The sequence below is a fragment of the Kitasatospora sp. NPDC093102 genome, from assembly GCF_040683915.1.
GTDB lineage: Bacteria > Actinomycetota > Actinomycetes > Streptomycetales > Streptomycetaceae > Kitasatospora.
In genome coordinates this window covers 1-12,581 of the sequence record NZ_JBFBFA010000083.1, presented here as the reverse complement: position 1 = coordinate 12,581, position 12,581 = coordinate 1, and the positions used below count along the sequence as shown (strand labels likewise).

Here is a 12,581-nt window from a genome sequence, read left to right as displayed (position 1 = left end):
CTCGGGGCTTGCTTGAGCCGTGTGCGGTGAACAGCTGCTTGCACGGTTCTGAGGGGGCGGGGACGCAGTAATGCGTCCCCGCTACCCGACTGATCGTCGGCCCCCGCAGCGAGAGCGCGATCGTGACCCTGGTCGAGCGCTCCACCCGCTACGTCATACTCGGACACCTGCCCGGCGGGCACACCGCCGAGGAGGTCCGCGACGTCCTGGTGCCCTTGGTCCAGGCCCTGCCCGAGCACCTGCGCGGCTCGCTGACCTGGGACCAGGGCTGCGAGATGGCCGCGCACAAGCAGTTCACCGTGGCCACGGGAGTCCCCGTCTACTTCTGCGACCCGCACTCACCCTGGCAGCGCGGGTCGAACGAGAACACCAACGGCCTGCTGCGGCAGTACTTCCCCAAGGGCACAGACCTGTCCGTGCACAGCCCCGAGGACCTCGAACACGTCGCCCAGCAACTCAACGGCCGACCACGCAAAACGCTCGGCTGGAGAACCCCAGCCGAGCGCCTGCGTGATCTACTGACAACCACGTAGGCCATCAGGTGTTGCGAGGACCCCAAGAATCCACCACTCCTGGACGGGGCATCAAGGTGTGGGCGCCGGTCGGCCTGCAGCTGCGTCCACCCGCACGGCCGCCCGCCCCGGCCGCTGAGCGGGTGCCGGATCGGCACGGCCGGCCCGTGCTGGATGAGGTCCTCGATCCGGGCGGCGCCGGCCGGGACGGCGGCCGGCAGCTCGGCGACGCCGGCCTCGCCCAGGAACTCGTCAGCGAGGCCTTCCTCGAACTCGCCGACTTCTGGGACCGCGTCCTGACCTACCCCCCAGCCCGCCGCCACCGCCTGGGCAGCCCCGCGCCACCTGGTGGAGGTGGAGCGCGAGCGTCCGGACCGGCTGGAGGAACGCGTCGCGTTCGACGTGGTGCTGCGCCCGGAGCGGGAGCCGCGGCTGGACGACCTGGACGCCCTCACCACCGGCGTGGAGGGCCTGGAGGCGGGCATGGCGCTCGGCGCCGCCATCAAGGGAACTGCCCGCGGCGAAGTACGACGTGATCGTGCTGCGCTTCGTCGTCGGCCTCAAGGCCGCGGGCACGGCCCGGGCGATCGGCACCGACGAGGCCACGGTGAAGTCGTCACAGGGCTCCCGCGTGCGTGGCTGTGCGTGGCGTCAACGTACGAACTTCTCGATGGCCTCCGGGGTGACGGGGGTGAAGAAGTTGACGAGGTTGCCGTCGGGGTCGCGGAACAGCAGCGACCGGTTGCCCCAGGGCATCGTCGTGGGCCCGCTGACGAAGTCGGTGACGAAGCCGGTCAGGTTCCGGTGGACGCGGTCCACGTCCTCGACGAGGAACTCGGTGATCACGCTGTGGTTGTCCGCCGGACGGGCGGAACCAGGGGCGAACAGCGGGACAGTGCGGGTGCTGGCGATCGCGAGGGTGGCGCCCGCGGTCTTGAGCTCGGCGAAGTCCTCGGTGGCCCACATCGCCTGCACCCCTGTGGCGCGCTGGTAGAAGTCGACGAGACGCGCGACGTCGCTGGTGATGATGCGGATCGAGACGAAGTCCATAGGGGTCTCCTTGGTTGTCCTGGGGGAGTGCACGTCGCAGACTAGGAGAAATAGTGGACAGAATCGGTCCACTATTCGCGTTAGGTTGTGCACATGCCTCGACCCACTGGCCGCGTGCTGAAACTCCTGGAACTGCTGCAATCGGGCGGCACCCGGACTGTGGCCGAACTCGCCGACCGGCTCGGCGTCGAAGGACGCACCGTGCGGCGATACGTGGACCAGCTGATCGACCTGGACGTGCCCGTGGAATCGGTGCGCGGCCGCTATGGCGGGTACCGGCTCGCCCCCGGGTACCGCTTGCCTCCGCTCATGCTCAGCGACGAGGAGGCACTGGCCGTGCTGCTCGGCCTGGTCGCCGGCCGCCGAGCAGGGTTGACCACGACGGAGCACACGGCAAACGAGACGGCATCGGCGAAGATCCGACGGGTGCTGCCCAAGCACATCGCCCGTCGGCTCGACACACTCCTGGAAGCGCTCGCCTTCACGGATCAGCCCGGCGAGTTCGACCCCCCGGACACCGGGGTCCTGCTCACCATCGCCGATGCGGTGCGCCACCGTCGACCGGTCTCGATCAGATACACCGACCGCAACGGACGGCGTAGCGAACGCACGCTGCACGCGTACGGGATCGTCACCCATTCGGGCCGGTGGTACGTCACGGGCAGGGACGACGAGATCGGCGAGGACCGAACCTTCCGGCTCGACCGCATCGCAGACGCGAGGACCCTGTCCGGCTCTTTCGAAGCGCCCACGGGCCCCGGCCCGGCACAGCGCGTGGTGTCAGGGTTCGCCACGGCCGAGTACCAGCATGAGGTGACTCTGCGGATCCACGGGACAGTTGAACAGATCCGCGCCCGCCTTCCCGCGAGCGTCGCGGTCCTGGAGGAACATGAGCCTGCGGCAGGCGAGGACCGGACGGCCGAGCGCTGGCTGCGCGTCGAGCTACGGGCGGAGCGGCTCGACTGGTTGCCTCCGGTACTCGCCTCGCTCGACCGGCCGTTCGTCATCGAGCGCCCCGATGAACTGCGAGACCTCGTCGTCGCGCTCGCCGATCGCCTCGCGTCCTACGCCCGCCAAATCTGATGTCACTTCTCGAAGGACGTCTCTCGAAGGACGTCGGGAGGGCCCGCCGGCGCTGCTCCTGGACCCCGACGCGCTGCCCGACCCGCCCCGGAGACCGGGGTGCCGGTGCTCCTGGTCGAGGTCGACCGCTCCGTCGTGGCCCCGGTCCGGGTCGCCGCTCGGCTTCGGGTCAGCCGAGGGTGAGGCTCTGGCCGGGGAGGATCACGTCCGGATCATTTCCGACGGTGGACCTGTTTCTCTCGTACAGTGCCCGCCAAGGCTCTCCATGGGCGGCCGCGATGCCGACCAGGGTGTCCCCGGGACCCACCGTGTGGGTGCCGGTGCCGCCATCGGTGCGGGGGCCGGTACCGCTGCCGCCGGGCAGGTTCGTCGCGTTCTGTGCCGGACAGGCCGTAGCGGTCGCCGGATGTCGCCGGGTGGGCTCATCCGGAACAGCTCCTCCAGGGGGCCGTCGCCGGTTTTGAGCAGATCCTTTTCACTGAGCGTCACGATCATCCTCCCGCGTCCGCCATGGCCGCCGTCATTCGCGCAGGCCGATGAACACGCTGAAGCCGAAGGTCGCGCAGCCGAACCGCGGCCATGCTCACCATGGCCGAGATGGGTCAGTGCCACCACCACTGTTGGGCCGAACGGCGTCGGCCGGGGAACGCAGAATCGATTCCACTGCACGTCGACCCACACGTGGCCCTGCGCCACGGATCACTCAGCACCTGATCTGTGACAAATGCGCCACTCACAGGACCCCGGCAGCCCGGAAGTGGCCGGCCGGCCACCCCCGGCTCCACCTGTACTCCACCCCGACCAGCCCGTCCTGGCTCAACCAGGCCGGGCGATGGTTCGCACTGCTGACGGACAAGCACCTCCGGCGCGGAGTCCACAAGTCCGTCCAGGCCCTGGGGAAGGCCATCCGGGCCTGGACCAAGGCCTGGAACGAGGACCCCCGCCCGTTCACCTGGACCAAGACCGCCGACGAGATCCTCGAACGACTCGCCTCATATCTAGAACGGATTCCTGGCGCAGGACACTAGGTCAAGCGTGCCACCGCCAGGGACAGCGCGCGGTCGAGCGCCGCCTCGGCGTCGCACAGCACATCGGGCCGGACGCCGGTGCCCTCCCAGTTGGTGCCCGAGACCGGGTTGACCGCGCGGGCGATGGGCACGCTGAGCTCCAGGTGCGGGTGCACCGTCCAGCCCTCGCGCGGGTGCGCGCCGCCCCGGGTGGTCTCCCCGACGACCTCGGCGCGCCCGAGCTGCTGCAGGTCGTAGGCGAGCTCCTCGCCCCCGGAGAAGGTGTTTCCGCTCGTCAGCACGTAGAGCGGCTTGCTGCCGCCGAAGCGGGCACCCGGTACGAACGGGGGCGTCCAGGACTGCTCGGCCACCTCCCCCTGCCGCGAGACCATGGTGTTGAGCTGTGTGCGGCCGTCGAGCAGGTAGCCGCAGACGAAGGCGACCGTGTTCGGATCGCCACCGGTGTTGCGGCGCAGGTCCAGGATGAGGGCGCGGGCGGGTGCCACCAGTGAGAGCGCCGCGGTCAGCGGCTGTGCCGCCCAGTCCAGCGGGAACATCTTGGGTGCGATCTCCAGGACCGCGACGCCGCCGTCGAGGAGCTCCACGCGGGGAACACCGCCCAGGGAGGCGTCGAATTCCCTCCGCATCGCGGCGAGTGCCGCCGCGCCTTGTTCCGGCGGCGCGGGCACGGCGTGGTACTTCAGGGCCAAGTGAAGGTCGCCGTTGACGGACCGCAGATCGGCGGTGACCGCTTCGGCCAACTCCTGGGCGGATTCGGCCCGGTAGGAGTCCTCGGCACTCCGGCGCCGCAGCAGGGCCGCCAGTTGCCGGGCGGCATCGGGGAAGACGTAGTTCTCGCAGACCAGGTCGGCGATCGACTCGACGACGGCGACGGCGTCCAGCGCAGGCGGCGATGTGGTGGAGGTCATGGGAGGGAGTAGACCAGCGGCTTGCCCAAGCGTCAAACGTACTTGACGCTTGATCTGGTGAGCCACCAACGGAGGAGGACGTCCGGCGGATCAGCACGCCTCTGCAGCACACCGCACTCGCCCACCCCCCCATCCGGGGGTGGATCGGTCGGTCCGCGTGTGTCGAATCGTCGTCCGCACGACGAACGGTGTTTTGATTCCACGACGCGGCACGCTGGGAGGCGAACACGTGGCTACTGAAGCGAGGCCAGGACCGACCGGAACAGGCGCAGGGGCGTCACGACGCCGCGTCCTGACCACGGCCGTGCTGGGATCGGCATTCGCGGCACTGCCGGGACGGGCCGTCGGTGCCGGGCAGGACGCCTTGCCCGAAGGGGCGTACGGCGGCACGGATCACGCCCGCGGAGGTGAGGCGGGTGCTGACGGCAAGGAGGCCGGCGCGCTGGTGCGTCCGGCTGAGAGCGCCGCGGAGGACTGGACTCACGTCGCGGAGGAGCTGGGCCGCAAGGGCAGCATGCTGGGCACGCTGATCTACCGGACGGCTTTCCCCCGCACCGACCTGCATGTCGTCTCCCACGGCGTCACCGTGTCGCCGGAACTCGCCGTCGGCTCGCACGTGTCCTTCATCCGCTATGCCGACAACACCACCCTGACCATGGGAGAACTGGCCGTCACCGAGGCGGAACTGCCCCCGGTGATCGGCACGCTGCAGTCACACGGCATCGAGCAGGTGGCCATTCACAACCACCTGCCCACTCACACTCCCCGTCTCGTGTGGATCCATACGCACGGACACGGCCCGGACGCCCCGGCCCTGGCCCGCGGCCTGCGCGCCGCGTTCGCCCACACGGGCACGCCGCCCGCCACGTCCTCGACGACTGACCCGAAGAAGCTGGAGCTGGACACGGCGGGCATCGACGCCGCCCTGGGCACCCCAGGCACCGTCTACGGCAGTGTCTACAAGTCTGCCTTCCTGCGCCGCGAGACGATCACCGACGGCAGCTATGTCCTGCCGCCCGGTTCCGGGGCGACCACGGCCTTCAGCTTCCAGCCGGTGGGGGGAGGCCGCGCTGCGCTCAGCGGGGATGTCGCCGTGCTGGCCGGGGAGGCGCAGCATGTGCTGAGCGTACTCCAGCGCGACGGGATCGGGATCGTCGAACTGCACAATCACGGCTTGGTCGACTCGCCCCGCATGTTCTTCATCCACGTCTGGGCCGTCGACGACGCCGTGAAGATTGCGCGGGCCCTGCACTGTGCGGTGGCCGCCACCAACGCCGTACCCGCCCGCGGGGCAGGAGGGGGCGAGTAGCGGGCCTGACGGCAGCCTCCCAGCACGCTGGTGGTCCTGCCTCCGTCAGCGGTCCACCGATGCCTCCGTCCCGGTGACACCACCCCCCGGATCATGCGAACTACAGGGGGGAACAGTCATGCCGGACCGGAGGCCGGGAGCCCCATTGCGGGGCCACGAAGAAGGTAGCGGGGGGCGGACCGGGTCCGCCCGCATGGTCAGGCGCTTCCACGCGTCACGAGTTGTCCGGTCCTGATCCGCAGTGTCCTGTAGCTGAGTCGCTGCCTTGGCGATCCACGCTGTCACCGTTGCCCATGACGTTCAACGGCCCGGCGTCCCGGGAAAGCCTCGAAGCGTTCCCAGGTCCCCGGATCGCTCCGGTCGCCTGTAGAAGGGGACAGTACGATGAATGCTGACATCCGGATCAGGGCTGCACTCGAGGAACACTGGCAGGCATCGGAACGTGGGGATACCGAAGCCGAACACGCCATCTACGCCGCGGATGCGATCCTGGACTACCCCCAGTCAGGTGAACGATTCCGGGGCCGCTCGACGATTTCGGCTCAACGTGGCGGACACCCTGCCAGTCGGCACTTCACCATCCACCGAATCGTCGGCAGCGGGGATCTGTGGGTGAGCGAGTGCATCATCACGTACGACGGGGTGCCCACCTACTCGGTGAGCATCATGGAGTTTTCCCACGGGCACGTGGTGCACGAGACACAATACTTCGCGGACGCCTTCGGTGCGCCTGTATGGCGGACAGCACTCGCGGAACCGATGCCGGGCAGGAAAATCGCCAAGGCCTGACCCGGGGGCTGGCTTTGATCGTTCATGAGGCTGTCACAGCGCCCGCGCTTCGGCGTCGCCGGGCTTCTATGCTGGGGTGGTTGCGGTGCGGTAGAACTCGGCTGCCGTGACGGTGGAGGGGACACCGAGTTCGGCGGCGACCGCGGCGATCGCGCTGTCACCGACGCTGAGGTCGGCTTGGCCGTCGGTGGTGAAGTACGGTGCGATGAACCTCTCGTAGTGGGCTCGGACTTCATCCTCGGTCTGTCCGCCGAGGAACGTCCGCATGTACCGCACCGTGGTGTCGGGGTCGTTGTGGATCACCTGCAGGGCGCGTCGGTGGGCTCGTACGACGGCCTGGACCGCGGGGTCGTCCGGATGGATGTGGGTGGGGTCGACGGCCACGCCTACGGTGGGGATCCGGAAATGGTCGCCGACCCAGGCCGGCACCTGCCAGCCGTGCTCGGCGGCTACCGCCTCCGGTGCCATGGTGCTGCCGACGTAGGCGGCGTCGATGCTGCCGTCGTGCAGCCGGCGCAGGTCCATGCTGTAGTCGCCGGGACAGCGGACGACGGTGCGGACGTCGTGGTCCGGGTCGAGGCCGGCCTGGCGCAGCACGATCCGGGCGAAGCACCCGGGTGGGGTGTGGGGGGCGTGTACCGCGAGCCGTTGGCCGGCCAGGTCGGCCAGGGAGGTCAGGCCGGGGCGGGCGAGGAACCAGAACAGCGGGCGGTGGGTGTTCACGTTGAGAGCGGCCCACGGGATGCCGTCGGTCAGCCGGGACAGCAGGACTCGGCCGAGCCCGATGGTGGCGCAGCGGCGCAGGCGCTCGACGTCCCAGGAGCAGCCGTCGCGCAGGGCGACGTGGACGCCCTCGTCGACGTAGTAGTCCTGTTGGTCGGCGATGTAGGCGACCAGTTCCTCGTGCAGGCCGCGCCCGACATAGGCGAGATCGATCGTGTACATGAAGCTCTTCCTTGATCGTGTCAGCGCCGCGCCGTCCCGGGAGGGCACGGTACGGCGCGGCGTAGGGTGCCGAGGTGACGGTGCGGCGGATGCCGGTCGGGCTGTCAGTCCATCGACATTCCGCCGTTGACCGCGGCCGTGGTGCCGGTCATGAAGGCGTTGTCCTCGTCGGCGTAGAAGGCGACCGCCCGGGCGACATCGGCCGGGCGTGCCAGGCGACCCACAGGGGTGAGGGCCACCTGCCGCTGCTTGATCCTCTCGTCGAGCGCGGACCCCATGCGGGTGTCCTCCACCGGGCCGGCTGCGACGATGTTGACCGTGATGCCCTGCGGGCCCAGCTCCTGGGCGAGGTAGCGGGCGAACTGCTCCAGGGCGGCCTTGGCCGCGCCCAGCGCGATCATGCCCGCCCGGGGCCGGCGGCTGAGGCCGGTGCTGATGTAGACGATGCGTCCCCAGCCCTGCTCGCTCATGGCGGGCACGACGGCCTTGGTGACCGCGAACGCCGCATGCATCTCGGCGTCGATCTTGCCGCCCAGTTCTTCCCACGTCATGTCCTGGAACGACTTGACCGCGTACGGGATGAGCGCGTTGTGCACGAGCACGTCGATGCCGCCCCAGGCCGCCCGGACCTGCTCGACCATGCTCCCGATCGCCGCCGGCTCGCGCACGTCGGCCTGCACGGCCATGGCCTGGCCACCTGCCGCCTCGATGCCGGCCACGACCTCCTCTGCCGCCTTGCCGCTGCGGAGGTAGTTGACCACCACTCGCATACCCCGCGCGGCCAGAAGGTGCGCGGTGGCCGCACCGATTCCGCTGCTGGCCCCCGTCACCAATGCCACCCTGCCGGTCGTCCCGGTCACGGGCCCACCTCCTGCTCATCATTGCGGGCCGCCGGGATGACCGCCCGGAGTCGCTCGCCGTCGATGCCGGGATATGTCGAGCGGATCGCCCCGTGGAGCACGGGGTCGACGGTCGCCCGCAGCAGATCGGCCGCGGTCCAGTCCAGTTCGCGCGGCAACTGCGCGGTGAGCAGCCGCTCCAACACGCCGATCTCACTCAGCAGCTCAGGCGGCGCCGGCAGCAATCCCCGCCGGTGCCCGTCCGGAACAACTCGTCGAGCCGCCGGTGGACCACCGTGTCCACACGCTGCTCCACGTACTGGCGCAGTATCGCATCGCCTCGCCCCGCCGTGAGCTGAGCCGCGCCGGTCCACCCGAGCTCACCGCCTGCCGCGGGAAGGAACAGCAGACGTTCACCACTTCGGGAGGCGGTCCCTGAGGCCGCGGTGTTCGAATTGTTCACGAGCTGCGGCAGCACCGGTTGCCGGTGCTCAGTGACGGTACGCGGCTGTCGCGATCTCGATGAAGGATCGGATCAGCGGGTTGGCGTCGCCCTCGTTCCACACCGCCACCACTCGGCTCGGCGGCATGTCGATCAGCGGCACCACGGCGAGCTCCGCGGGCAGGTCGTGTCCGAGCGGGGCCAAGCCGACCGTGCCGTTCCACAGCACGGCCTGCAGGCATTCCTGGACGGCGCGCACCACTGGGCCCTCGCGCGGCCTGCCGCCGTTCCAGTACGACTGCCAGATGGGGTCGGTGTCCTGCGGGAACTGGAACCAGCGGCGGTCGCCCAGCTCGGCCAGCCGCAGTCCGTCGCGGCGGGCCAGCGGATCGTCGGCGCGCAGGACCACGCCGACCGGATCGGTCCGCAGGGCACGCACCGTCAGGGCAGTCTCGTCGAACGGCGCCCGAGTCAGTGCGACGTCGACCAGTCCGGCGCGCAGCCCGCAGGTGGGGTCGGTCAGGTCGGTGTCGCGGATGCGGATGTCGATGCGGGGGTGGCTTCGGCGGTAGGCGGCGGCCAGCCTGGCCACTCCCGGGTCGGTGCCGTCGCCCAGGATGCCGACGGTGATGGTCGCGACGCCGGCCGCCGCGCTCACGCGCACCCGGACGCGGTCGGCATGGTCGAGTAGGGCCCGCGCCTCGTCGAGCAGCACCGAGCCCACCGGCGTGAGCGTGACCCCCGTGGGCGAGCGGGCGAACAGCAGGGCCCCGACATCGGCCTCCAACTGCTTGATCGCCCGGCTCAGCGGCGGCTGACTCATGTGCAGTCGGGTGGCGGCCCGGCCGAAGTGGAGTTCCTCGGCGACCGCCACGAAGTAGCGCAAGGTCCGTAGCTCCACGCTGCAACGATACCCAACGGGTATCGGCGCCACGGGATGGGTCTTGGACACGGGCAGGTTCCCGGCGGTGCACTTGTGAGCATGACCGAAGAAGCCAAGACCAGCGAGCCGCAGACCCACCCCGCTGTATCGGTGGTGGGTCCCGGCAACGGCGAGACGATCGTTCTGGGCACCACGCACATGCACGTTCTGGAGGACGGCAGCCACACCGGGCACCGCCTCGCGATCGCCGAGTCCGTCCTCGCCCCGCACACCCAGGGGCCGCCGCAGCACCGCCACGCCCGACACGACGAGGGCTTCTACATCCTCTCCGGCACCGTGCGGTTCACCGTCGGGGACGAGGACTACGACGCCACCACGGGCACGCTCGTGGTGGTTGCGCCCGGTACCCCGCACACCTTCGCCAACCTGACCGACCAACCCGCCGTCATGCTCAGCACCTTCACCCCCGACCTGTACGTGCAGTACTTCCGAGAACTCCAGGAGGTGCTCGCCGACGGCCGGCCACTGACGCCACAGGCCAACATCGACGCGATGAGCCGCTACGCGACCGAGCCCGCCACCGACCTCGCCTGAAGCCGACAGCACGGCACGGCCCGGCCACCCTCCTTCCGACCGGCAGGGCGGTGGCGCTGCCGCCTTTCGGCGTCCGGGTTCCTCGGACGACGGACCGGGCCTTCACCAGGGCTCCTCTGGCAAGCGACGCAATCGACGGGTCACCGTGAACCGGTGGCCCATCTGACTGGCGAAGACCGCCGGATCGCACTCAATGCCGGGCTCACCGTCACCGCGGTCGTGACCATCTGGCTGGCCACCCGGCTGTGATCGAGCACAGTCCCCGACCGGTGGATGCGACTACTCCCTTGAGATACGGGTACGCCCCTGTCCTCACCCTCCTCCGCGACACGACCGCCCCGTTGGGCCGACGCCGCCCCGTCTGGAGGTGAATGCCTCGGCCGGCGCTCGGTTCACCGAACGTCGGCGAGCCAGCGCAGTGCGCTGAGGCTCGGCAGGAAGAAGTACTCTCCGCCGCGGGTGATGACGAAGCGCTCCACGCCGTGCAGCCGGTGCCGGACAGGGTGCTGCGGGATCGTGAAGATGCCCGTGCCGTCGTTGTCGCCCGTGAGCAGGTCCTTCTCCCGGCCGAGACCGACGAAGTTCCCGTCGTTCAGCCATTGCGACTTCACGAACTCAAACTGGCGGTCGAGGTGTGAGCCGATGAAGACGAAGACGATGCCTCGGTCGGCGCCGCGGTCGTCCAGGACGCCTGCGGGCAGCGGCGGGCCGTAGTTGGTGCCTCGTCGGATCATGCGGTGCAGACGAACGTCGCCGATGATCTCCGAGTCGCGCGGGTTGGCCCGCCTGGCGTGGGCGCCGTGGGGGCAGATCGTGCCGTGCGGATCGGACTCGTAGCGGAACTCGTTGTTGCGCTGGTCGTCCGCGCCCAGGGCCGGGTCGTCATGCTCGGGTGCCAGGATCAACGGGGCGCCACTCTGCCAGCGGCCCACGACCTTGGCGGCGAGCAGTGACTTCTCCTGCGGGCTGCCGGAGTTGTCGTGGAGATAGCGGCGGAAGGCCGCGACGCGCGTGTGCAGCTTCCGCCAGGCCACGAAGGTGCCGTTGCGGCCCAGCTCGGCCGGCTGCGGCATCGGCGGCAGGTTTCCGGTCTCGTCGGGATAGCCGAGCACGAACTCGCCCGCCCTGAGCACGGAACCGTCACCGGGCGGAGTCTCGGCGCCGCTGCCTTCGATCGTGGGGTTGCCGATGCCGTCCTTGTAGCCGAAGCTGGTGCGCCCCGTGGACAACTGGTAGAAGTCCTGCCGATGGACGACCTGAAGGCCGGGAAGCCGCGCGTGGGCCTTGCGCGCACGTTCGACGGCGACCGCCAATGACTCCTGGTCGGCGGCCAGGAGGGACAGCACGACGTGCACCTGGCCGGTGCCGAAGGGCGACTCCCAGCATGCGGGCGCGCTCTCCCCGGTGTCACCGATGAACCCGGCACGTGCCGCCATGCCCTGCCGAAACTCCTCAGGGAAGGTCAGCCAGAACTCCGCCCCGTGATCGGCGTACGCCTCGGGGTGGCGCGCCATCAACTCCTCGTAGCACGCGGCCGCGTGGGCACGCCAGACCGGGCCTCCGCCGATGCCTCGAACCCGCCCAGGAGGCGGGCGAGCCGCATCGCGTAGTCGGGATCGTCGCTGACGAGGGCCAGCCGGCGCAGACGCTCTGCCGCCACAGCCGTCCTGCCGTCGGCGGCGTCGGCCTCGGCGGCGTAACCGTGGGCCGGCACGTAGGACGGCAGTCGGCGCACGGCCGACTCCAGCCAGATACGCGCGCGCACCAGGCCGCCCCGGTCCAGCCACATCTGCCCACACTGGAATTCCAGGACCGCCGGCGGAAACGGACTGACCCCGCGGTAAGCGTGTCTTGCCGTCAGAAACCACTTCTCGGCATCGTCCACCTCGCCGCTCTCGGCCTGACAGCGGGCCATGGCGCCGAGGGTCCTGAAGTCCTGCCGCCTCGACAGCCCCTGCCGGAGCAGCGCACGCGCTTCGTCGTACCGCCCGACCGCCTGACAGACGGCTGCCCGCTCCTCGTCCACGCTGTGCCGATCGAGCCCCAGCGCGGCAGCCGCGTCCAGATCGTCCAGCGCCGCCGCGAACCGGTGGAAGTGGCCCGCCGGCCTAGGGTCCGTCTTCAAACCCCCGTCGTCCGCCCGGAGGGCGGGCGGGGCGGCGTTGGGGTGCGTGCATCGCAAGGCGGAGGAGGGAGTCC

At 70.0% G+C, this 12,581-nt stretch carries 13 protein-coding genes and 3 pseudogenes; 7 read left to right on the top strand and 9 right to left on the bottom strand.

What is annotated here, in order from left to right:
- Window positions 1–89: 89 nt before the first annotated feature.
- Window positions 90–533: pseudogene (locus AB0O11_RS38025) on the top strand (IS30 family transposase); the annotation flags it as partial.
- Between the two features lie 630 nt (window positions 534–1,163).
- On the opposite strand, the gene AB0O11_RS38020 reads toward AB0O11_RS38025, so the two are convergent.
- The gene (locus AB0O11_RS38020) at window positions 1,164–1,562 is read right to left on the bottom strand and encodes a VOC family protein (protein ID WP_363396799.1); all 399 of its coding nucleotides are present in this window, start codon (window positions 1,560–1,562) and stop codon (window positions 1,164–1,166) included.
- A 93-nt stretch (window positions 1,563–1,655) separates the two neighbouring features.
- On the opposite strand from AB0O11_RS38020, the gene AB0O11_RS38015 reads away from it, so the two are divergent.
- Window positions 1,656–2,645 carry a YafY family protein gene (locus AB0O11_RS38015; protein WP_363396796.1) on the top strand — a complete coding sequence of 330 codons (990 nt, stop codon included), beginning with the start codon at window positions 1,656–1,658 and terminating at the stop codon, window positions 2,643–2,645.
- A 169-nt stretch (window positions 2,646–2,814) separates the two neighbouring features.
- Here AB0O11_RS38015 and AB0O11_RS38010 read toward each other — a convergent pair whose 3' ends face one another.
- Complete coding sequence (locus AB0O11_RS38010) at window positions 2,815–2,952, bottom strand: LysM domain-containing protein (protein ID WP_363396793.1); 138 nt, start codon at window positions 2,950–2,952, stop codon at window positions 2,815–2,817.
- Window positions 2,953–3,352: 400 nt separating this feature from the next.
- Here AB0O11_RS38010 and AB0O11_RS38005 point away from each other — a divergent pair.
- Window positions 3,353–3,673, top strand: a pseudogene (locus AB0O11_RS38005) (IS630 family transposase); the annotation flags it as partial.
- Here the strand turns inward: AB0O11_RS38005 and AB0O11_RS38000 are convergent.
- Window positions 3,670–4,581 (bottom strand): S41 family peptidase, encoded by a 912-nt coding sequence (locus AB0O11_RS38000; RefSeq protein WP_363396791.1) that lies wholly within the window; start codon window positions 4,579–4,581, stop codon window positions 3,670–3,672. The pseudogene AB0O11_RS38005 and the gene AB0O11_RS38000 overlap by 4 nt on opposite strands.
- Before the next feature lie 304 nt (window positions 4,582–4,885).
- On the opposite strand from AB0O11_RS38000, the gene AB0O11_RS37995 reads away from it, so the two are divergent.
- Window positions 4,886–5,890, top strand: a complete 1,005-nt coding sequence (locus tag AB0O11_RS37995) for a DUF1259 domain-containing protein (RefSeq protein WP_363396788.1) — start codon at window positions 4,886–4,888, stop codon at window positions 5,888–5,890.
- Between the two features lie 384 nt (window positions 5,891–6,274).
- Window positions 6,275–6,679, top strand: coding sequence for a nuclear transport factor 2 family protein (locus tag AB0O11_RS37990; protein ID WP_363396785.1), 405 nt, complete (start codon window positions 6,275–6,277; stop codon window positions 6,677–6,679).
- Window positions 6,680–6,745: 66 nt separating this feature from the next.
- Here the strand turns inward: AB0O11_RS37990 and AB0O11_RS37985 are convergent, their stop codons facing one another.
- From AB0O11_RS37985 to AB0O11_RS37970, 4 genes are all read right to left on the bottom strand, one after another.
- Entirely contained in the window at window positions 6,746–7,624 is an 879-nt protein-coding gene (locus tag AB0O11_RS37985) for an ABC transporter substrate-binding protein (RefSeq protein WP_363396781.1), read from the bottom strand.
- Window positions 7,625–7,728: 104 nt separating this feature from the next.
- Window positions 7,729–8,484, bottom strand: coding sequence for an SDR family oxidoreductase (locus tag AB0O11_RS37980; RefSeq protein WP_363396778.1), 756 nt, complete (start codon window positions 8,482–8,484; stop codon window positions 7,729–7,731).
- A complete protein-coding gene (locus AB0O11_RS37975; RefSeq protein ID WP_363396775.1) occupies window positions 8,481–8,669 on the bottom strand; it encodes a hypothetical protein in 189 nt (62 codons plus the stop codon). Before AB0O11_RS37975 ends, AB0O11_RS37980 begins: the two co-directional genes overlap by 4 nt.
- A gap of 285 nt (window positions 8,670–8,954) precedes the next feature.
- On the bottom strand, window positions 8,955–9,791 hold the full coding sequence (locus tag AB0O11_RS37970; protein ID WP_363396802.1) for a LysR substrate-binding domain-containing protein: 837 nt from the start codon (window positions 9,789–9,791) through the stop codon (window positions 8,955–8,957).
- Between the two features lie 96 nt (window positions 9,792–9,887).
- Here AB0O11_RS37970 and AB0O11_RS37965 point away from each other — a divergent pair, with 96 nt between their 5' ends.
- Together AB0O11_RS37965 and AB0O11_RS37960 are read left to right on the top strand one after the other, a co-directional pair.
- The gene (locus AB0O11_RS37965; RefSeq protein WP_363396772.1) at window positions 9,888–10,382 is read left to right on the top strand and encodes a cupin domain-containing protein; all 495 of its coding nucleotides are present in this window, start codon (window positions 9,888–9,890) and stop codon (window positions 10,380–10,382) included.
- 159 nt (window positions 10,383–10,541) lie between these two features.
- Window positions 10,542–10,631: pseudogene (locus AB0O11_RS37960) on the top strand (DoxX family protein); the annotation flags it as partial.
- A gap of 143 nt (window positions 10,632–10,774) precedes the next feature.
- Here the strand turns inward: AB0O11_RS37960 and AB0O11_RS37955 are convergent.
- Window positions 10,775–11,896 carry a Dyp-type peroxidase gene (locus AB0O11_RS37955; RefSeq protein WP_363396769.1) on the bottom strand — a complete coding sequence of 374 codons (1,122 nt, stop codon included), beginning with the start codon at window positions 11,894–11,896 and terminating at the stop codon, window positions 10,775–10,777.
- Window positions 11,896–12,581, bottom strand: a 686-nt coding sequence (locus AB0O11_RS37950; RefSeq protein WP_363396766.1) for a tetratricopeptide repeat protein, incomplete at its 5' end; no start/stop codon positions are given. The genes AB0O11_RS37950 and AB0O11_RS37955, both read right to left, overlap by 1 nt.